The organism is Rothia sp. HMSC065C03 (assembly GCF_001837295.1).
Classification (GTDB): domain Bacteria; phylum Actinomycetota; class Actinomycetes; order Actinomycetales; family Micrococcaceae; genus Rothia.
Genome location: NZ_KV831978.1, coordinates 1 through 20,332, shown reverse-complemented (window position 1 = coordinate 20,332; position 20,332 = coordinate 1). Strand labels below are relative to the sequence as shown.

At 57.3% G+C, this 20,332-nt stretch carries 21 protein-coding genes; 16 read left to right on the top strand and 5 right to left on the bottom strand.

Features of this window, described 5'->3' with window-relative positions; genetic code table 11:
- Window positions 1–111: 111 nt before the first annotated feature.
- From rnpA to HMPREF2605_RS00255, 7 genes are all read left to right on the top strand, one after another.
- Complete coding sequence (gene rnpA / locus HMPREF2605_RS00285; protein ID WP_049338559.1) at window positions 112–477, top strand: ribonuclease P protein component; 366 nt, start codon at window positions 112–114, stop codon at window positions 475–477.
- Window positions 474–947 (top strand): membrane protein insertion efficiency factor YidD, encoded by a 474-nt coding sequence (yidD, locus tag HMPREF2605_RS00280; protein ID WP_005504090.1) that lies wholly within the window; start codon window positions 474–476, stop codon window positions 945–947. Before rnpA ends, yidD begins: the two co-directional genes overlap by 4 nt.
- Before the next feature lie 51 nt (window positions 948–998).
- Window positions 999–1,988: a membrane protein insertase YidC gene (gene yidC / locus HMPREF2605_RS00275; protein ID WP_012904383.1), complete on the top strand. Its 990-nt coding sequence runs from the start codon at window positions 999–1,001 to the stop codon at window positions 1,986–1,988.
- 111 nt (window positions 1,989–2,099) lie between these two features.
- Window positions 2,100–2,666 (top strand): Jag family protein, encoded by a 567-nt coding sequence (locus HMPREF2605_RS00270; protein WP_049349950.1) that lies wholly within the window; start codon window positions 2,100–2,102, stop codon window positions 2,664–2,666.
- Window position 2,667: 1 nt separating this feature from the next.
- Window positions 2,668–3,309 carry a 16S rRNA (guanine(527)-N(7))-methyltransferase RsmG gene (rsmG, locus tag HMPREF2605_RS00265; protein ID WP_012904381.1) on the top strand — a complete coding sequence of 214 codons (642 nt, stop codon included), beginning with the start codon at window positions 2,668–2,670 and terminating at the stop codon, window positions 3,307–3,309.
- 453 nt (window positions 3,310–3,762) lie between these two features.
- Window positions 3,763–4,605 carry a ParA family protein gene (locus HMPREF2605_RS00260; RefSeq protein WP_049349949.1) on the top strand — a complete coding sequence of 281 codons (843 nt, stop codon included), beginning with the start codon at window positions 3,763–3,765 and terminating at the stop codon, window positions 4,603–4,605.
- A gap of 236 nt (window positions 4,606–4,841) precedes the next feature.
- Window positions 4,842–6,140, top strand: a complete 1,299-nt coding sequence (locus HMPREF2605_RS00255) for a ParB/RepB/Spo0J family partition protein (RefSeq protein WP_070633529.1) — start codon at window positions 4,842–4,844, stop codon at window positions 6,138–6,140.
- A 112-nt stretch (window positions 6,141–6,252) separates the two neighbouring features.
- Here the strand turns inward: HMPREF2605_RS00255 and trxA are convergent, their stop codons facing one another.
- The 5 genes from trxA to HMPREF2605_RS00230 all read right to left on the bottom strand — a co-directional run bounded on the left by trxA (window position 6,253) and on the right by HMPREF2605_RS00230 (window position 11,534).
- Window positions 6,253–6,579, bottom strand: coding sequence for a thioredoxin (gene trxA, locus HMPREF2605_RS00250; protein ID WP_005504074.1), 327 nt, complete (start codon window positions 6,577–6,579; stop codon window positions 6,253–6,255).
- Between the two features lie 54 nt (window positions 6,580–6,633).
- Window positions 6,634–7,668, bottom strand: a complete 1,035-nt coding sequence (gene trxB / locus HMPREF2605_RS00245) for a thioredoxin-disulfide reductase (RefSeq protein WP_070687847.1) — start codon at window positions 7,666–7,668, stop codon at window positions 6,634–6,636.
- A gap of 246 nt (window positions 7,669–7,914) precedes the next feature.
- A complete protein-coding gene (locus HMPREF2605_RS00240; protein ID WP_246828138.1) occupies window positions 7,915–9,105 on the bottom strand; it encodes a serine/threonine protein kinase in 1,191 nt (396 codons plus the stop codon).
- A 194-nt stretch (window positions 9,106–9,299) separates the two neighbouring features.
- A complete protein-coding gene (gene murJ / locus HMPREF2605_RS00235) occupies window positions 9,300–10,964 on the bottom strand; it encodes a murein biosynthesis integral membrane protein MurJ (RefSeq protein WP_070846621.1) in 1,665 nt (554 codons plus the stop codon).
- A 66-nt stretch (window positions 10,965–11,030) separates the two neighbouring features.
- Window positions 11,031–11,534, bottom strand: a complete 504-nt coding sequence (locus HMPREF2605_RS00230; RefSeq protein ID WP_005504058.1) for an NUDIX hydrolase — start codon at window positions 11,532–11,534, stop codon at window positions 11,031–11,033.
- Window positions 11,535–11,660: 126 nt separating this feature from the next.
- Here HMPREF2605_RS00230 and HMPREF2605_RS00225 point away from each other — a divergent pair, with 126 nt between their 5' ends.
- The 9 genes from HMPREF2605_RS00225 (at window position 11,661) to dnaB (ending at window position 19,913) form a co-directional block, all read left to right on the top strand.
- Window positions 11,661–13,085, top strand: coding sequence for a CCA tRNA nucleotidyltransferase (locus HMPREF2605_RS00225; protein ID WP_070687851.1), 1,425 nt, complete (start codon window positions 11,661–11,663; stop codon window positions 13,083–13,085).
- Between the two features lie 191 nt (window positions 13,086–13,276).
- Window positions 13,277–13,582: a 30S ribosomal protein S6 gene (gene rpsF / locus HMPREF2605_RS00220; protein WP_070687853.1), complete on the top strand. Its 306-nt coding sequence runs from the start codon at window positions 13,277–13,279 to the stop codon at window positions 13,580–13,582.
- 94 nt (window positions 13,583–13,676) lie between these two features.
- Window positions 13,677–14,309: a single-stranded DNA-binding protein gene (locus tag HMPREF2605_RS00215; protein ID WP_005504055.1), complete on the top strand. Its 633-nt coding sequence runs from the start codon at window positions 13,677–13,679 to the stop codon at window positions 14,307–14,309.
- Window positions 14,310–14,392: 83 nt separating this feature from the next.
- A complete protein-coding gene (gene rpsR, locus HMPREF2605_RS00210; RefSeq protein WP_004005948.1) occupies window positions 14,393–14,629 on the top strand; it encodes a 30S ribosomal protein S18 in 237 nt (78 codons plus the stop codon).
- 20 nt (window positions 14,630–14,649) lie between these two features.
- Window positions 14,650–15,102 carry a 50S ribosomal protein L9 gene (rplI, locus tag HMPREF2605_RS00205; RefSeq protein WP_005504050.1) on the top strand — a complete coding sequence of 151 codons (453 nt, stop codon included), beginning with the start codon at window positions 14,650–14,652 and terminating at the stop codon, window positions 15,100–15,102.
- Window positions 15,103–15,354: 252 nt separating this feature from the next.
- Window positions 15,355–15,660 (top strand): hypothetical protein, encoded by a 306-nt coding sequence (locus HMPREF2605_RS00200; RefSeq protein ID WP_044142258.1) that lies wholly within the window; start codon window positions 15,355–15,357, stop codon window positions 15,658–15,660.
- A gap of 644 nt (window positions 15,661–16,304) precedes the next feature.
- Window positions 16,305–17,111 (top strand): class I SAM-dependent methyltransferase, encoded by an 807-nt coding sequence (locus HMPREF2605_RS00195; RefSeq protein WP_049326735.1) that lies wholly within the window; start codon window positions 16,305–16,307, stop codon window positions 17,109–17,111.
- A gap of 324 nt (window positions 17,112–17,435) precedes the next feature.
- Window positions 17,436–18,452, top strand: a complete 1,017-nt coding sequence (locus tag HMPREF2605_RS00190) for a glycosyltransferase (RefSeq protein ID WP_246828137.1) — start codon at window positions 17,436–17,438, stop codon at window positions 18,450–18,452.
- Window positions 18,453–18,557: 105 nt separating this feature from the next.
- The gene (gene dnaB / locus HMPREF2605_RS00185) at window positions 18,558–19,913 is read left to right on the top strand and encodes a replicative DNA helicase (protein ID WP_005504033.1); all 1,356 of its coding nucleotides are present in this window, start codon (window positions 18,558–18,560) and stop codon (window positions 19,911–19,913) included.
- The last annotated feature ends 419 nt before the right edge of the window (window positions 19,914–20,332 follow it).

Sequence of the window (20,332 nt, the reverse complement as noted above, 5' to 3'; positions counted from 1 at the left end):
CCCCCGCCGATGCACACGCATCGGCGGGCGAACTATCATTAAGCGTGAAATACACGCGGAGGTCAGCTCACCACATGAGCCGAATCTCCCACACTACGTAAAGGGGAACACGTGCTGCCTCAACGGCACCGTATGCGCACCAGCGCAGAATTCTCCCACGCCTTCCGTTCCGGCATCCGTACAGGACGTCGGAACATCGTTGTATCTACGGCGAAAAATCCTGGAAAAACAACCCAGGTAGGTTTCATTGTGTCGAAGGCGGTGGGCAACGCAGTCACACGCAACCTGGTCAAGCGCCGGTTGCGTGAACTTGCCGCGCTCACCTGCGCCGCGCATCCGGAAGGCTACGCCATTGCTGTGCGAGCGCTTCCCGCCTCCGCGAGCGCCAGCTGGGATCAGCTGCGCCGCGACTACGAATCGGCACTCGAGACCGCGTTCGCTAAGCTCGACCTGCCTCAGAGCAAGGAGAAGCCGTGAGCCGTTCCCAGCGTGACCGCTGTGAAGAACGCTTCCACGCGCATCACAGCGGTACCTATAGCGCATCTGCTGAGACTCTGGGCCCCGACGAGCTGCTGGCACTAGCACCTAACGAATTCGTGAGGCCTGAAACTTTCCTGCAGGCTCTCTACGTTCTACCGCAGAACCTGCTGATCGCGTGCATGAAGGCCTACCGCAAGGTCGTCTCCCCCCTCTACGGGGATGTGTGCCGCTACTACCCGACCTGCTCAGCCTACGCTCTGGAGGCGCTGACCACCCACGGTGCGATGGGTGGGCTTTCCCTGACGGTGCGCCGTATTCTGCGGTGTGTTCCCTGGGCGACCGGAGGTATCGACCCAGTCCCGGAGGGGAAGCGTACTTTCGCTCCCGGAGCAGAACCGAAAATTATTCTGCTCAACCACCCCCATCTTTACACCCCTCACACCGGTGGTGACGCCCGCCCTGAGTAGGCGGCGCCTCCCACACAATGACTTAGCCGAGTCCTTAAGGAGTATTCCCGCGTGAATATTTTTGATTTGATTCTTTGGCCGTTTAAATGGATCGTCTCCGTGGTCCTGTGGCTGTTCCACACTCTTTTCACTTCGCTGGGTATGGACCCGGCGTCCGGCCTGACTTGGGTTCTGTGCATTATCTTCCTGACCCTGGTGATGCGTACCCTGACCATTCCGCTGTTCGTCAAGCAGATTAAGGCTATGCGCGGTATGACCGCGATGCAGGGCGATATGGCGAAGCTGCAGGAGAAGTACAAGGGTAAGAAGGACCAGCTCTCCCGCCAGGCTATGGCTCAGGAGCAGATGGAAATGTACCGTAAGCACGGTACGAACCCCTTCGCCTCCTGCCTGCCGATTCTGGCGCAGATGCCGATCTTCTTCGGTCTGTACCAGGTGCTGATGAGCGTGCCCACCGCAGCGCAGAATAACCAGGGCGTGCTCATGCTGCCGGCTGAGCTAGTGCATCAGTTCAACGACTCCCAGATTTTCGGTGCTCAGCTCTTCGCGACCATGATGCACCCGGGGGCTGGCGACGCCACCGCGACCGTTGTTCAGGCGGTCATCATGATTGTTCTGATGAGCGCCACCCAGTTCTACATCCAGAAGCAGCTGAGCGTGAAGAACATGTCGGAGGCTGCTCTGAACTCTCCGATGTTCCGTCAGCAGCAGATGATTATGTACATCTTCCCGATCATCTTCGCTGTTTCCGGTATTAACTTCCCCCTTGGTGTGCTGTACTACTGGACCGTCTCGAACCTCTGGTCGCTGGGTCAGCAGTGGTGGGTTATCCGCAACAACCCGACCCCCGGTTCCCAGGCGGAGCGTGAGCTGAACGCCCGCCGTGCGGCGAAGGGCCTGCCCCCGGTGGGTAAGACCCGCGAGCAGCACGAGAAGGACCTGCAGGAGGCGCGTGAGCGTGCCGCAGCCGGTCAGCGCCAGCAGCCGGTGAGTAAGAAGCGCCAGAAGCAGCAGCGCAATAAGCAGAACGGAAAGAAGTAGTTTTCTTCCGTGATTCGGGCCGGGTTCTCGCCACGTGTGGCGCGGGCCCGGCGCCGTGTATGAGATACTTTTTACCCCTAGGACACCCCTCCGAACACCCCGAGGATTATTGTGACTGAAGCTATGGAATATGAGGACGAGCAGCTCGTTGAGGAGCAGCTGGTAGAGGAGCCCCTTGAGGGCGAAGAAGACGATTTTGAGGACATCGACGAGGAAGGCGATATCGCCGCTGACTACCTCGAAGAACTCCTCGATATTGTCGATATGGACGGCGACATTGATATTGAGGTGCGCAATAACCGCATCTACCTGTCGGTCGTCAATGACGATGATGACAATGAGGAACTGCGCCACCTGGTTGGCCGCCACGGTGAGGTTCTGGAGGCTCTGCAGGAGCTGGTGCGCCTCTCCGTCCTGGCTGGTAACGGCACCCGTTCCCGCCTGATTCTGGACATTGCTGGCTACCGTGCTGAGCGTCGTGAGCAGCTGGAGAAGATTGCTGCTGACGCGATTGAGAAGGTGCGCACTACCGGTCGCGATGAGCACATGAAGCCGTTGAGCCCGTATGAGCGTAAGGTCGTGCACGATGTGGTGGCTGCCGCCGGCCTATACAGCGAGTCGGAGGGGGAGGGTCCGCGCCGTCACGTCGTGATTTCTCTTCCCGAGGTAGGAGCCTAGTATGGAGACTTCGATGGTTGCTCTCAATGAGAGCGAGCGTGCCGCTGCGGAGGCTGTGTTCGGTGAGCGTCTGCCTCTGGCGGAGCGCTACGTGCAGCACTTGGCGACGACCGGTATTGAGCGTGGCCTGATCGGTCCGCGTGAGGTTCCGCGCCTGTGGGCTCGCCACGTGCTGAACTGTGCCGTAGTACAGGAATACATTGCGCCGAACGCGTCGGTGGCTGATGTTGGTTCTGGCGCTGGCCTACCCGGCCTGTGCCTGGCGATTGCCCGCCCGGATTTGAAGCTGACTCTGATTGAGCCTCTGGAGCGCCGCGTGATTTGGCTGAATGAAGTTGTTGAGGATCTGGGCCTGGAGAACGTGACCGTGCTGCGCTCGCGTGCTGAGCAGGCTGTGGGTGCTGTTGAGGCTGATGTGGTGACTGCGCGTGCTGTGTCTGCTCTGGTGGGCCTGTTGGACATTACTCTGCCGATTCTGCGTGGCACCGGCGAGCTGCTGGCTCTGAAGGGTCGTAGTGCCGCGGAGGAGATTACTAAGGCGAAGAAGAAGCTGAACCGTTACGGTGCGCGTGAGACTGAGATTCTCACCGCCGGCGGTGACCTGCTGGAAGAGCCGACGACGGTGGTTCGAGTTCGCCTCTAAAAGTTTCGCCCCGAATGGGCGGTACCGCAATGAGCTAGTGAATAGGCTGGCTTACGCGGTACCGCCCATTTTTGTACGCTGGCTTGCCGGGCGCGCGGCAATTGCATCCGTAGAGTACATAGAATGACCTCTCGCGTGGAGTATTGACCTGATGCCGGGTACCCTTAAGGAAGGATTGAAACCTTAGACTCTTCTACATCAAAGCCTAATGGTTCAGTAAAGGGTACCGAGCCCTTCAGAACCATTCGGGCAGCACCAATGTTTCACGTGAAACATTGCAGACTTCATTACCTCGCGGAGTATGTTTCACGTGAAACATGCTGAGATGAGTGAATGGTGGGGGAGTGGAGGTTGAATCCTCCTCGCGCACAAATACCGCAGAGTATTGCCACACGCGAGGCATCAGACGAAGCATCACCGTAGACACACCACCCGGAATATGGAAGGCACCCGATGACTCCTCAAGCTCAGAAATCTGTTGCAGATTTGCTCCCCAAGCCTGTGCATACGCGTGTCTTCACCGTGTCGAACCAGAAGGGTGGCGTGGGTAAAACCAGCACCGCCGTGAACCTCGCAGCCGCGCTCGCGGAGGCTGGACTGAACGTCCTGGTGATCGATAATGACCCGCAGGGTAACGCCTCGACTGCACTGGGCATTGAGCACGGCGTGGATGTTCCCAGTGTCTACAACGTCCTGATTGAGGATAAGCCGCTTTCTGAAATTGTTCAGGAATGCCCCGATATGCCCGGTCTGTTCTGTGCCCCCGCCAATATCGACCTTGCGGGCGCGGAGATTGAACTGGTCTCCCTGGTGGCACGCGAGACTCGCCTCAAGAATGCCCTGATGGACTACACTGAGTGGCGAGAGAAGCAGGGAATGGAGCGGCTGGACTATGTCTTCATCGACTGCCCGCCGAGCCTCGGCCTACTGACCGTCAATGCCTTCGTTGCGGCAGAAGAGATTCTGATTCCGATCCAGTGCGAGTACTACGCTCTGGAAGGCCTGAGCCAGCTGCTGAAGAATATTCAGATGATTCAGAAGCACCTGAACTCCAAGCTGCGCATCAGCACGATCCTGCTGACCATGTACGATGCTCGTACCAACCTGGCATTCCAGGTGGCAGAGGAGGTGCGCGAGCACTTCCCGGAGGAGACTCTGAGCGTGAAGATTCCTCGCTCGGTTCGCATCTCTGAGGCTCCCAGCTATCAGCAGACCGTCATCACCTACGATTCTTCGTCGACTGGCGCTCGCGCTTACCGCGAGGCGGCACAGGAGCTCTCGCGCCGATCCGCATAATCTAAATCTTTTGAAATGAGCCCTTTTGGATTGTCTGTTGATGATTCAAAAGGGCTCATTGTGTGCGGTATTTTCTGGATGAAACCCGAGAAAACAGCCATAGTAAATTAATTATTGGGAATAATGTTGATTATGTGCCGTGCATTTTTTACTCCTGCTTTCGAGTACTTATTTCGTTTACACTAGATGAAGAAGAAAAAATGAGCGGGCTCGTCCGGGAGTCCTAAGGAGTAACGATGGCTGAAAAGCGACGCGGCTTGGGTCGTGGCCTGGGGGCACTGATCCCTCAGAGTACGAAGAATTCTGGTAATGCTGAGACGAAGGCATCCGAAAAGACTGCTGCGGCAAAGACTGCACCCAAGAAGGTGTCCACTCCGATTGAAGAGCCGATGACTGACGGCCTCTTCGAAATGGCTCACGAGGCTAAGCCGGAGAAGCAGCGTAAGAGCACTAAAGCTGAGTCTGTAGAGGCTAAGCCTGCTGAAGCTACCCCCGCTCAGGAAAAGTCTGCTCCTGCTGAGAAGGTCGAGGATAAGGTCGAAGCTCCCGTCTCCTCGCAGGATGTTTCACGTGAAACATCGAAGAAGAAGTCTCGCGTGGACATGGGTGCGGCACTGCGCAACACCACCCTGACTCGCCGCCCGGTGGACTTCTTCTTTGGTGAAGATGTCTCCACCCCGCAGTCCGCTTCCGAAGAGCAGGGTGGTTTGGTTCCGGTTCCCGGTGCCCAGTTTGCTGAGCTGAACGTTCACGATATCCATCCGAACCGCAAGCAGCCCCGAACCGACTTTGATGAGCAGGACATGGAAGAGCTCATCCACTCGGTACGCGAGATTGGTGTTCTGCAGCCGATTGTCGTGCGTCCCTCGCGCGAAAACGGTACCGAAAAGTATGAGCTGGTCATGGGTGAGCGCCGCTGGCGCGCAACTCAGGCGGCTGGCCTGAGCACCATCCCGGCGATTGTTCGTGAGACTGAAGACGGCGACCTGCTCCGTGACGCCCTGCTGGAGAACCTGCACCGCAGTCAGCTGAACCCCATTGAAGAGGCAGCGGCATACCAGCAGCTCATGGAAGAGTTCGACACTACTCAGGAGCAGTTGGCTAAGCGTATTGGTCGTTCTCGCCCCCAGATTTCGAACACGATTCGTCTGCTGAAGCTGCCGGCTCTGGTGCAGCGTCGCGTTGCGGCGGGTATTCTCTCCGCTGGTCACGCTCGTGCCCTGCTGGCTCTGACAGACCAGGCTCAGATTGAGACTCTCGCACAGAAGATTGTGAATGAGGGGCTGTCGGTTCGCGCAACTGAGGAGCTGGTGAACCACGCATCCGGCGCTGCTGAGGTGAAGGAGCGCAAGGCTCCTCAGCCTCAGAAGCACCGTGAGCGCCTGGACTATATTGCGGAGGCTTTTGCTGACAAGCTCGATACTTCGGTGAAGATTTCGCTGGGTGCTCGCAAGGGTAAGATGACCATCGAATTTGCGAATGTTGAGGATCTGAACCGTATCATCCGTGTTTTGGATTCTGATTTCTCGGGCTAAATTTTCGCGTAAAACAATATTTAGCAACTGAAATCAGTTGTATATACAAAAAACCCTCGGTGATGTTTCACGTGAAACATCACCGAGGGTTTTTCTTTAGCTTCTCGAAAGATTAGCCCAGGTGCTCGGAGAACTCAGCCAGCAGAGCGGGCTTCGTCTTAGCACCTACGGTCTTCTTGACGACCTCGCCACCCTTGAAAAGGTAGATGGCGGGAATAGAGGTAATGCCGTACTTCATAGCGGTATCGCCATTCGCCTCAACATCCACCTTGACCACGTCGACCTGACCGGCGTACTCGCCAGCGATCTCGTCAATCACGGGGCCAACCATGCGGCAGGGGCCGCACCATTCAGCCCAGAAGTCCACGATAACGGGCTTGTCGTTCTTCAGAACCAGTTCGTCAAAAGTGGCATCAGTTGCCTGCTGTGCACTGCTCACGGAGTGCTCCTTTCTGACACGGGGCGGATTCCCCTGTGAATAATACGAATAGTTTTAGAGGTTTTCGAGGTAGTGCTGCGCGTCCAGAGCGGCAACAGCACCGGAACCGGCAGCAATAATTGCCTGGCGGTAGGTCGGGTCAATCACGTCACCGGCAGCGAAAACGCCGGGAACGGAAGTCTTCGAGGAACGACCCTGAACCGCGATGGTGTGGTGCTCGGTAATCTCCAGCTGGTCACGTACCAGTTCCACGCGAGGATCGGAGCCAATAGCGATGAACAGGCCCTGAACAGCCAGCTGGCGCTCAGAACCGTCCTTGGTGTTGGTCAGGGTGATCGACTCGAGGTTGCTCTCGCCGTGAACGGCGGTGACAGCCGAATCCCAGACAACCTCAATCTTCGGGTTGTTGAACACGCGGGTCTGCATGATTTCCGAAGCGCGGAAAGAATCGCGGCGGTGCACCAGGTACACCTTGGATGCGAAGGTCGTCAGGAACAGTGCCTCCTCCAGTGCGGAGTCGCCGCCGCCGACCACTGCGATTTCCTTGTCCTTGAAGAAGAAGCCATCGCAGGTTGCGCACCAGGAGACGCCGTAACCGGAGAGTCGGTCTTCGCCCTCGATGTTGAGCTTACGGACCTGAGAACCGGTGGTCATGATGACGGTCTTCGCCAGGTGAACGGCGCCGTCTGCGGTGTAGACCTTCTTCACGTCGCCGGTGAGTTCGACCTTTTCTACGTCCTGGTAGCGGATGTCAGTGCCGAAACGCTCAGCCTGCTGACCGATGTTCTCCATCAGCTCGGGGCCCTGGATGCCCTGAATGAAGCCGGGGAAGTTCTCCACCTCGGTGGTGTTCATGAGGGCGCCGCCGGGTGCCAGGGAGCTGGCGAAGAGGACGGGCTTCAGCTCGGCGCGTGCCGCGTAGATTGCTGCGGTGTAGCCGGCGGGGCCGGAGCCCACAATAATGACGTTGTGGACGGTTGCGTCAGCCTCGACCTCGGCTGCCGGTGCCGCTTCGGTGGCGGGTGCGGAGGCGAGGTTCAGATTGCCTAGGGCGGCGCCTCCGAAGAGGCCTCCCAGATTCTCAGTCATCAGATATATCTTTCCGTTGTAGGTCTTTCGTTCTGCCCCTATAACGGGGCTTTATCCTCGATTATTCCATTTTTTGGGGACCCTTATCCAGATACTCCGCGCACTGTGAATCTTTGAGTAGCTACCCTGCCATAAAGAGTCATAAATAGACATCAAAAAGGGCGGGGCTTCCGAACCGTTGAGTTCAGAAGCCCCGCCCTTGTGTCTGGGGTGTGAGCGCCCTGTCGGCGTCACGTTATGGGTTGATTAGTCCACCTTGATTTCGTTGATGCGCAGACCGTAATTCCACGTTCCAATCGGCAGGGAGAGGCGGGGCAGCTCGTTGACCACGATGATCACGTAGGCACCCTTTTCTGCGCTCTGCTTGGAGGTGTCCAGGGTGACGACTGCATCCTTGCCTTCGAAGGTGCCCTTGCCGACCTCAACTGCGCCGCTCAGCGATGCGGAGCTGTTGGTGTAGACGGTGAAGGAACCGCCGGTGCCGGTGGTCTGCTGGATGGTCAGCTTGGAGACGACGGTGGGGGTCTGCAGCTTCAGTGCCAGGCCGAATTCCTTGATGGTGCCGGCGTAGTTGGCGGTGCCGAAGCCGTAGCTGATCCATGCGGTGTTGGCGTTACCGTCGGTCAGGTTCGGGATGAGGGTGTCCATGTCGTTCATGAACGTGGGGTTCGAGGGCACGAAGCGAGCCACGGACGCGATCTTCGCCGGTGCGTTCGATGCCTTAGCGGTCGGGGATGCCGATGCGCTGGCGTTTGCCGCAGCCGATTCGGAGGCGGACATAGAGGACTTGGGGGTGTGCGGTGCGGCTGCCTGGTTGGAGCCGATTGCGCCCAGGGAGGTGAGGATACCGCCTGCGACGATGACGAGCAGCAGGACTGCTGCCAGGGCGACGGCCCAGGTGCCGCGGCTGCCGTCTTCTTCGTCTTCGTCATCTTCGTAGATGCTGGTGGGTTCGGAGTACGCGGTGACGGCGGTGCCGTCGGATGCGTTCCAGTTCTTGGCGGCGGTGATGCTCTCCTGGTTGGCGGTGGAGGTGGAGACCTTCTCGTAGGTGTTGGGGGAGCTGCCGCTTTCGGAGTCGCCGAAGATTTCGGTGCCCAGCGCGTCTTCTGCGTTGGAGAGTGCGTGGTTTTCGACCAGCAGGGTGTCCAGCAGGGTGTCGGGGCGGGTGTGGGAGGTGACGAGGTAGCGGCTGCCTTCGGGGGTGATGCCCAGGTCGAGGATCTGGATGTTGCCGCGTGCGTTGGTTGCGAGCGCGCGGGAGTTTGCTTCCAGCAGTGCGCTGCGGCTGGGCGATGCGACGACGACCGAGACCTTACGGTTGAGAATCTGGTCGGTGCCTTCAAGCACCATGTCGGATTCTGCCGTAATGATGATGTGTGCGGTGATCTCGTAGCGGCCTCCGAGGACCGATCCGACCGGAATCTGTTGCGACAACGTGTTCTCCCGAGGTGGTTTCATAGTGCCTGCCGTGTGGCGGGCCCTGACTATTAGATTCTACCCGGCATTGAAGGATGCTGGGGCTGAGTGATAGTTTGTGGCGTCCGGGTGGCTACCTGTGTCCTCTGCGGGCCCGGTGTGGGGTGCGGTGGGTGCACGGGCAGCTACCCGGTTTGGGCGTTGTTGCTACTTTAGCGGCGGGCAAAACGCTCAAGTTTGGAGGTGAGGGGCGCCAGTAGTGCGTTGGCTTCCTTGACGCGGAAGATCTGTATACCGGCGAGGTATGCCAGTCCCATGACGGTGCCGCATACGGCGAGGGTGATGATGGCGGTGATCTTGGATGCCCATGCGAATCCGTCGAGCTGGTAGCCGCCGAGCAGCCAGAGCGCAATGGCTGCGATGCCGCCGGCGAAGAGGGATGCGAGGGTGGTGCGTGCGTAGGTGCTGACGATGCCTCGCTGGCCGTAGTAGCCGAGGCGGCGGCGGACCATGTGGTGGCTGATGAACAGGATCAGGATGTTGTGCACCGGGTAGATGAACGCGAGCATGTACACGGTGTACTGGGCGTCGAGCAGGGATGCTGCGAAGCTCATGATGACCATGATGATGGCGGAGTACACCTGGATGCGGAAGGGGGTGCGTGCGTCTTCGCGGGCGTAGAGTACGCGGCTGTAGAGGTAGTTGATGGTGAGGGTGGGGGTGCCGAGCGCGGTGATGACGATGAGCTTGGCGATGATGGTTGCTGCGATGGGGTCGCCGCCGCTGAAGAGCACTGCGATGGGACCGGCCAGCACGATGAGTCCGACCATGCAGAAGACGGTGGCTACGGCTGCGTTGCGCAGGCCGTGGGAGAGCGCGTAGATGACGCTGTCGCTGTCGTCTGCGATGGCGGAGGCGCTCATGCGGTTGAAGAGCACGGTGGCGATGGAGATGCCGATGACGCCGTGCGGGAGCATGTACAGCATGGAGGCGTAGTTGAGTGCCTGCAGACCCGGAATCTGGATGCCGAGGGCGGCGTAGTGTTCGCGCTGGCCGACGATGCCGGCGGCTACCTTGGTCATGTAGAGGAATGCGAGGTTGGAGATGATGCCGGAGGCGAGGGTCCAGGCGGCGAGCTTCGAGGCTGCGCGCAGGCCGATGCCGCGCCATGCGAAGTCGGGCTTGAGGCGCAGGCCGAGCTTGCGTAGGGGGATGAACAGGACGAGTGCCTGCATGATGACGCCGAAGGTGGAGGAGCCTGCCAGTACAAGGGTCTGGGCGTTGGTCCAGTTGTCTACGGTGTGGATGGGGTGGGGGTTGGGGGTCTGTGCGCCGAAGAGGAAGATGAAGAGGAATAGCGACAGGATGGTGATGACGTTGTTGAGTACGGGCGACCACATGTAGGCGCCGAATGCGTCTTTGGCGTTGAGGACCTGTCCGATGACGGTGTAGAGGCCGTAGAAGAAGATTTGGGGTAGGCACCAGAGGGCGAAGATGAAGCCGAGCTGCCGTTGTTCGGGGCTCCATCCTGAGCCCATGATGCTGATGATGGGCCAGGCGCAGGCGACGGTGATGAGGGTGATGAGGCCGATTGCGGTGACGGTGAGGGTGACGAGTTTGGAGATGTATCGTGCGCCGCCGTCTTGTGCTTTGGCCGCCTTGATGATTTGCGGTACGAGGACTGCGTTGAACACGCCGCCTGCTACGAGGACGTAGATGAGGTTGGGTAGGGTGTTGGCGGTTTCGAAGACGTCGCCGACGGTTGAGAGTGAGCCGATGGCTACGGTGAGCAGGATGGTCTTGACGAATCCGAGGATGCGCGAGACGAGGGTGCCTGCTGCCATGATTGCGCTTGAGCGGGCGTCATTACGTGCCACGTATGTCTCTCCTGTTTCGGCGGGTGATTGCTTCTTTTAGTTTTTGGGGCTCTATTTAACGGGTGTTTAGAGCTGGGTGGTGATGTATTCGCGCGCGCTACGGGCGATGTGTTGCTCGTTGGCGAATGAGAGGCGGGTGGGGAGCTCTTCGAGGGGGACCCATGCGACGTCGATTGCTTCGTGGTCGGGGTCGTTGTCGATGCTCAGTTCGCCGCCGGTTGCTGCGAAGAGGTAGTGGTGCACGGTTTTGTGGATGCGCGTGCCGTTGGAGGTGAACCAGTAGGCGATGGTGCCGAGGGAGGCTACGGGGTAGCCGGTGATTCCGGTTTCTTCGCTGATTTCGCGTTGTGCGGCTTCGACGGTGGTTTCGCCGTGTTCGATGTGGCCTTTGGGTAGGCACCATTCGCGTTGTCCGTTGCGGTTGATGCGGGCGATGATGGCTACGGGTAGCTGTTCGGGTCGGTCAAAGTCGATGATGAGCCCGCCTGCGGAGACTTCTTCGGGGGCGGGTACCGCTCGCGCGGGCGCGGTGAAGCGCGTTTTGGGGGCGCGGGGTACGGGAATGCTCATGGTTCTACCTTAACCGATATGTGAGGGTTTGTGTGTCTCGGTTTGGGGTGAGATAGCTGTCTTTGGTGGGGTGTTGTGGGTGTGGGGTGGGCGCGTGGGTGGTTTTTCTGGCACGATTAAAGGATTATGTCGCTGTTTATTGATGTTGTGTCGAAGTACCCGGATGCCGCCGAGCTGGGAGAACTGTACCGTGCGGCGGGTTTTGAGCTGTACTTGGTGGGCGGTATTGTCCGCGACAATCTGCTGGATGATGGCGGCCATTTCACTGATTTTGATTTGACGACGGATGCTACTCCGGAGCAGAGTGAGCAGATTCTGCGTGGGTGGGGTGAGCATACGTGGGATATCGGCAAGGAGTACGGCACGATTAGTGCGCGTAAGAATGGCGTGGTGTATGAGGTGACCACGTACCGTGCTGAGGTGTATGTTTCGGATTCGCGTAAGCCGACGGTTGAGTTCGGTACGGACCTGAGTGCCGACTTGGTGCGCCGTGATTTCACGATTAATGCGATGGCTGCGGCTTTGCCCAGCGGCGAGGTTGTTGACTTGTTTGGTGGCGTTGAGGATTTGCGTGCGGGTGTTTTGCGTACTCCGCGCTCGCCGCAGGAGTCTTTTTCTGAGGATCCGCTGCGTATGATGCGTGCGGCTCGTTTTGTTGCGCGTTTTAATCTTGAGGTTGCCCCGGAGGTTTTCGAGGCGATGCGCGAGATGGCTGGCCGTATTGAGATTATTTCGGCTGAGCGTGTGCGTGATGAGCTGGTGAAGCTGATTGAGGCGGATTATCCGCGGGTGGGTTTGAACCTGCTGGTGGATACGGGTCTGGCTGATTATGTGTTGCCGGAGCTTCCTGCGTTGCGTATGGAGATGGATCCGGCGCATCACCATAAGGATGTGTATGCGCATTCGTTGAAGGTGATGGAGCAGGCGATGGAGAAGGAGACGGGCGAGGATGGCCCGTGCCCGGCTCCTGATTTTATTCTGCGTTTTGCGGCGTTGATGCACGATATTGGTAAGCCGAAGACTCGTAAGTTTGAGAAGGACGGCTCTGTCTCGTTCCTGCACCATGAGGTGGTGGGCGCAAAGATGGTGAAGAAGCGTATGCGTGCGCTGCGTTTTGATAATGACACGATTAAGGCTGTGGCTCGTCTGGTGGAGCTGCATATGCGGTTCTATGGTTACCGTGAGTCGGGTTGGACTGATTCTGCGGTGCGCCGTTATGTGCGTGATGCGGGCGATCAGTTGGAGCGTCTGCATCGTGTGTCGCGTTCTGATGTGACGACTCGTAATCGTCGTCTATCGCGCTCGCTGGCTGAGGCGTATGACGATTTGGAGCGTCGTATTGCTGAGTTGGCTGCTCAGGAGGAGCTGGATGCGATCCGCCCGGACCTGGATGGCGGTCAGATTATGCAGATTCTTGGTATTGCGCCGGGCCCGGTGGTGGGTGAGGCATATAAGTTCCTTCTGAACCTGCGCCTGGACGAGGGGTCGCTTCCTGAGGAGGAGGCGAAGGCTCGTCTTTTGCAGTGGTGGGAGCAGCGTCGCCAGGCGTAGCTTCTGCGGTTTTTCGGTACCGCATCGCATGGTTGAGCTCACGCGGTGCGGTACTGTTCTATCTGCTTTTTCTCGTGTATTGTTAAGAAATCTATGCGTGTTCCCCACCCGGTGTGCTTCACGTGTAGAGCACAATGAATCTCCTGCTATGGAAATCCCATAGCCGTTTAGCCCAAAGGAGGGGTTTAATCATGCGTGCATATGAACTGATGGTTATCCTCAGCCCCGAGGTTGAGGACCGTGCGGTTGAGCCGTCGCTGTCCAAGTTCCTCGAGATCGTGACCAACGAGGGTGGTTCCATCGACAACGTCGATATCTGGGGCCGTCGTCGCCTGGCATACGAGATACAGAAGAAGTCTGAGGGTATCTACGCAGTGGTGAACTTCACCTCTACCCCCGAGACCGCAGCTGAGCTCGATCGTGTTCTGAACCTGAACGAGTCCGTCATGCGTACCAAGATCATCCGCCCGGAGGATCAGAAGATCTCCAGCAAGTAGTTGGTCTTTCCGGTCGGCTGACCCCCTAAAAATGTCAGGGGGTTGCGCTGTACTGGATTCAACATACTTGTAACTCTTATCGAGGAGGCATCAAATGGCAGGCGATACCGTTATTACCGTTATTGGTAATCTGACTGGCGATCCGGAGCTTCGTTACACCCCCGCGGGTGCGGCGGTTGCTAATTTCACGATCGCATCGACTCCGCGTACTTTTAACCGCCAGACGAACCAGTGGGAGGATGGGGAGACCCTGTTCCTGCGTGCGTCGGTGTGGCGTGGTTACGCTGAGAATGTTGCAGAGACCCTGAAGAAGGGTACTCAGGTTATCGCGCAGGGCCGTCTGAAGTCTCGCTCGTACGAGACCAAGGAAGGCGAGCGTCGTACTTCGTTTGAGCTTGAGGTCGAGGAGATCGGCCCGACTCTGCGTTTTGCTACTGCTCAGGTGACTCGCGCACAGCGTTCTGCCGGAGGTAATAACTTCGGTGGCGGTGCGCAGGGTGGCTTCGGCGGTGGCGCTGGGTACAACGCTGCTGCTCAGGGCGGTTTCTCCGCTCCTCAGCAGAACAATTTTGCTGCTGCTCAGGGTAATGGTTACTCTGGCCAGTCTGGCTACTCCGCTCCGGCTGCTCCGGCGGCCCCCGCAGCTCCTGCTGCTGATCCGTGGAGTTCTCAGTCTGGTGGTAACTATGACTGGGGTAGCGGCGCCGACGACGAACCTCCGTTCTAAGCCGGTTTCGTTTTCCGAATAGTAATTTATCAATCCATCCCGCGGTTATCCGCCGCGGGCTCCCAACTCTAAGGAGCACCACGATGGCTAAGGCTGAAATCCGTAAGCCCAAACCCAAGCAGAACCCCCTCAAGGCTGCTGACGTCACCGTTATCGACTACAAGGACGTCGCACTTCTGCGCAAGTTCATCTCCGACCGCGGCAAGATCCGCGCTCGCCGCGTGACTGGCGTGACCGTTCAGGAGCAGCGCAAGATCGCTCAGGCTATTAAGAACGCCCGCGAAGTTGCACTGCTGCCCTACTCCGGCGCTGGCCGCTAAAGAGAAGGAGAGACAGTAACATGGCTAAGATCATTCTGACTCAGGAAGTTTCCGGCCTCGGTGCAGCTGGCGATGTTGTCACCGTTAAGGACGGTTACGCACGTAACTACCTGCTGCCCCGCGGCTTCGCCGTGACCTGGACCCAGGGTGGCGAGAAGCAGGTTGAGTCCATCCGCGCCGCTCGTGCGGCTCGTGCTAAGGCTTCTCTGGAAGAGGCTCAGGCAATTGCTGCGTCCCTGGCTGCTAAGCCGGTTGTCGTTGCACACAAGGCTGGCGCTGACGGCCGCCTGTTCGGTACCGTCAAGGCTGAGGCTATTGCTGAGGCTATTGAGGCTGCTGGCATTGGCTCCGTTGACAAGCGCACCATCCACCTGGGTTCCGCTATCAAGCGCACCGGTGAGTACAAGGTGACTGTCCGCCTGCACGCTGACGTTGTTGCTAACGTTGTCCTGGACGTCGTTGCTGCTGCGTAAGTAGATTTTTAGATATTTGACGCTGATGCTTTGAAGCTTCGGCGTTGAGTGTCGGACGGGGTGTCCCTCTTCGTGAGGGGCACCCCGTTTGTTATGCCCGTAGCTGTGTCGTGGTTGCGCTCGTTCCGGTGCATGTTTCACGTGAAACATTGTTTTTGGGAGGCTGAGAATATGTGTTGTGCTACAGAAGGATTGGTGGTTAGAGCGGGTGCGACTGCGAAGTACGCCAATTGACCCCGTAGACTGGTAGACATGGCTCGATCTTTTTCACGTTTGTCTTCTAGCGCTCAGCTTCTGTCCACAGGTGTGGTGTTGGAGTGCGTCAATTTGCTGCTGTGCGCTCTAGCGGTTATCCCATTTGCGGACGCGAATGTTGCTACTGCTCTTCTGCTTCTTTTGCTGGTAGTTGGCGGCCTTGCATCCAGTGTTGCGCTGGTGTGCGCGCTGGTGGGTCTGGTGAAGTTCCGTCAGTACCGCGTGGCCAATATTTGCTTGGCGGTTATTTCTGTAGTGGCTAACCCGTTGGTGCTGCTGGGTCTGTATATGGCGGCTTATTAGCCCGGTTTAGAGTCCGCAAACTGCACAATATCAAAGCTCTCAGGGTTCTGTTGGTTTTCTCCCAGCTTGTTTCCAGCGAAATTCAATCCTCCCATAAGGTTGGGGGTGTTTACTATAAGTGTTGGTTCGAGAGGACTGCGATGTGAATGTGTGTGTTTCGTGTAGCGGGGTCGCCCGCTAGCGAAAGAAGGATGGCAAGGCAAAAGCGCCTTGCCTTTCTTCTTTTAACGCGACGTGTAGTTTCCGCGTGAAATCCGGGGTGCTGCATCCCGATGTTGAAGAAAAATCTATTCCCAGCTTTCTTACAGCTTTAACCTACAGGGAATAAAGGTTTACGCGTAATACTTTATATAGATGGTTCGAGAGGGCCATCAGAAAGTTGGACTTTCCTTGCGGAAGTGGCTCTGATTTTCGTATGTATGTGTGTGTGATGAGACTGGGGTTGGACCGAGAGGTTCAGCTCCAGTTTCTGTTTAATCTCTAGGGTGTGCAGCAAGGGTGGCTGTAGTGGTGTTGCGGCATGCTGTAACAAAGGGCAACCACACTTCTATATAACGTCACATTTCCTTTCTTGGGGTGGCGGGTCTAGAATTGGGAAAGATGAATTTTGCATATTAAATACAAGTATTGAGGAGTTGTCTTCCGTGTCTAAGACCCCTTCCGTTCCCGGTACCGACCGCCCCGCCGAAAAGGCAGCTGGTCACTGGCTTCTGGCTCAGCTGGGCAAGAAGGTTCTGCGCCCCGGCGGCCGCGAGACCACCAACTGGCTGCTGGCTCGTGCTCTGGGTGGCGACATTGACGTCGTGGAGTTTGCGCCGGGCCTGGGTATTACCGCCCTGGAGATTGTGAAGCGTTCCCCCAAGAGCTACACCGGTGTGGATCTTGATCCCAAGGCTGCTGAAATTGTGACCGAGCGTATTGGCGCATCGACTAAGCCGAACTACCGTGTGGTGAACGCTAGCGCTCAGGAGACCGGTCTGCCCTCGGAAAGCTATGACGCCGTGGTGGGCGAGGCGATGCTGACCATGCAGACCGATAAGCACAAGCTGGAGATTATGCGTGAGGCGGCTCGTCTGCTGCGTCCGGGCGGTTACTACGCTATTCACGAGATGTCGCTGGTTCCCGATTATCTGCGTCCTGAGCTGAAGGAAGAGATTCAGAAGGATTTGGCGCGTACTATCCGTGTGAATGCCCGCCCGCTGACTGTTGCCGAGTGGACTGCTCTGGCGGAAGAGGCTGGCTTTGAGGTGCTGGATGTGTACCAGACCGATATGGCTCTGTTGGAGCCGAAGCGTCTGCTGGCTGATGAGGGTCCCGCTGGCGTTGCGAAGATTGCGTTCAACCTGGCGCGTAAGCCGCAGATTCGTGAGCGTGTGTTGGGTATGCGCGGTGTGTTCCGCCGCCACGCAGACCACATTGGCGCTATCGGTCTGATTCTGCGTAAGAAGTAAGACAGAATCACACCGCAAAGCTTATACAGCGAAACGGAGCCCCAGTATTCCTCTCTATCCGAGGGAATACTGGGGCTCCGTTTTACACTGGTGAGGTTATGAGTCGCAGATTCGGCTCAGTCACGTGTGCGCCTGCCGGAGTTTGTTATGAGCCGTATTCTTTTCTCTCCCGAAAGCTTTAATATGGGTGAAACCACGCGCTGTATTGAGATAGCGCGTGTGGCTCGGGAGCGAGGTCATACGGTCTTGTTCCATGTGTATTCCCCTAAGTACTTGGGACTGCTGGAAAATGCGGGGCTTCCTGTGCATCTTCGCGAGCCAATCATGAGCGATGCTGAGGCGGAGCAGATTATGGCGCTGGATCAGGGCAGGGGAGTGCGGCATCCTTTCACGACCGATATGGTGCGTCGGCGGGTAACCGCTGAGCTCGCGGCTATTCGTGACTTTAGCGCGGATGCTGTGGTGATTGGTTCTAACCTGACGATGCTGCTGTCTGCGCGTATTGCGGGTGTCCCTATTTTCTATGCGCGCCCGTACGCTTACTCGTCGACGTATTTTTCGAAGAAACCTGTAGGTGGCGAGCTTGCGGCACCGGGGTGGTTGCGTGCGGTGGCTCGGGTGTTTTCGTATAAGCCGGCTTCTTTCACCCGTGTGGCACGTGAGCATGGGCTGATGCTTCCTCGCCGTACTGTTGATATGCTCAGTGCCGACGTGAATCTTATCTGTTCTCTGTTTACGCAGCTGCGCGGGGATTCTTTGGTAGAGCCCGATGTTAGTGTGGGTCCTATTTATTACCGTGCGCCCGGTGAACTGCCGCAGATTGTTCGCGAGCACAGGGAGCGGCCACTGATTTACGTGGGAATGGGCTCATCTGGATCTGCAGATATTTTGGTGCAGGTGCTGCAGCAGTTGTCAGCCGCTCCGGTGGATGTGCTGGTCGGCGGAGGGGTGCAGCTCTCGGATACCCATCTGTTGGGTAGCAACATCCATTTCGCAGGGACTGTCCCGGCGCATCTGCTCGCCGACCATATTGATGCCTCGATGACCCACGGCGGTGAGGGGACGGTACAGACGGCGTGCCTGGCGGGTGTGCCGTTTGCCGGTATTGCGATGCAGGCGGAGCAGAGCTGGAATATTGAGGAGTGCGTGCGCTACGGTAACGCCCTGCGTTTCACGAAGAATGATGTGCGCCGCGGCAATATGCGCGATATTCTGGACCGTCTGCTCAGCGATGAGGGCATGCGCGCTAGGGCGCGGCAGCTGGGTGAGGTAATGCGTACTATGGATGGCGCGGCGCTCGCCGTTGAGAAGATTGAGGATTATCTGCGCGCTCCCCGTTAGGCGTGTATGTGTTTCGCGTGTGCCTTCGTGAGAAACTAGCATAGGAGTTCTGCAGAAATTGTTTCTGGAACGTCGTAGATATCGGATTGAAACGCGAGGATAAGCATGTCTGAAACTGCCATTGATTATGGTTCCCGCACTATGCCTCATGATGATGTGGCTGAGCAGTCGGTGCTTGGTGGCATGCTGCTGTCGAAGGACGCTATTGCCGATGTGGTTGAGAGCCTGCGTGCGTCTGATTTCTATAAGCCGGCGCACGAGACGATTTATGAGGCGATTCTTTCTCTCTATGGTCACGGTAGCCCTGCGGATGCGATTACGGTTGCTGATGAGCTGAAGAAGCGCGGCGAGCTGACTCGCGTGGGCGGTGCGTCCTATATTCATACGCTGATTGCGTCGGTTCCGACTGCTGCTAACGCTCAGTATTACGCTGAGATTGTTAAGGAGCACGCGATTATGCGCCGCCTGATTGAGGCGGGTACGAAGATTGCTCAGCTGGGTTACGCCAATGAGACTGAGGTTGATACTTTGGTGGATCAGGCGCAGGCTGAGATTTATGCGGTGACTGATGGTAACGCGAAGGAAGACTATGTGTCTTTCTCTGAGGCGTTGGAGGAGACCATCAATGAGATTGATGCGAACTCGAACCGCCCGGATGGCGTGTACGGTGTGCCGACTGACTTTATTGAGTTTGATGAGCTGACCGGTGGTCTGCATGGCGGCCAGATGATTGTTATTGCGGCTCGTCCGGGTGTGGGTAAGTCGACTCTGGCTCTTGATATTGCTCGTTCGGCGGCTATTCATCATCAGATGACGACTGTGTTTTTCTCGCTGGAGATGAGTCGTACTGAGTTGGCGATGCGTATTCTCTCTGCGGAGGGCAAGATTTCGATGGGTCGTCTGAAGAAGGGTGACCTGGATACTGAGGGCTGGACGAACCTGGCGACTCTGCAGGGGCGTATTGATTCTGCTCCTCTCTTTATTGATGATTCGCCGAATATGACTCTGATGGAGATTCGTGCGAAGTGCCGTCGTCTCAAGCAGCGTAATGATTTGAAGCTTGTGGTGCTGGACTACCTGCAGCTGATGAGTTCGGGTAAGAAGGTTGAGTCGCGTCAGCAGGAGGTTTCGGAGTTCTCTCGTAGCCTGAAGCTGTTGGCTAAGGAGCTGGATGTTCCGGTGATTGCGCTGTCTCAGCTGAACCGTGGTTCGGAGCAGCGTACTGATAAGCGTCCGATGGTTTCGGATCTGCGTGAGTCGGGTTCTATTGAGCAGGATGCGGATATGGTGATTCTGCTGCATCGTGAGGATATGTATAACCCGGATAGTGAACGCGTGGGTGAGGCGGACATGATTATTGCGAAGCACCGTGGTGGTCCAACTCGTACTATCCCGTTGGCGTTTAGCGGTAAGTACTCGCGCTTCAACAATATGGCGAATGAGGCGCCTCCCCAGTACTAACCCCGTACTCAACTAACTCAGTACTAAGCTTTCAGCACTCTGTAGCTGTACCCCTCTTCTTCTGTTCCTTGCCGGATGGAAGGGGAGGGGCTTTTTCGTATCTATAGGTATGGGCGCCCAGGCGCATGGTCAGGAATCATGCAGGGTTAGGAATCAAGCGCAGGGCATGGGAATAAGGGGCCGCAGAGGGGCTCTAGAGGGCATTCTGTGAGGGTTTGAGTGGTTTCTTCTGCGTTTATAAGGTTTTTTGGAAGTTTTTTAAAGATTTTTTAGCACCCATAAAACACTCTGACTAGGCGCTTTGGTGTCTGTGAGGGTGTTTGAGACCCTTTCAAGGCCTTATTTGTGGTCTACTTCACCCTATTTCGGGTTGCAGACCCATTTCGGCATCTGTATAGTTGTATGAGTCGCCGCGGCGA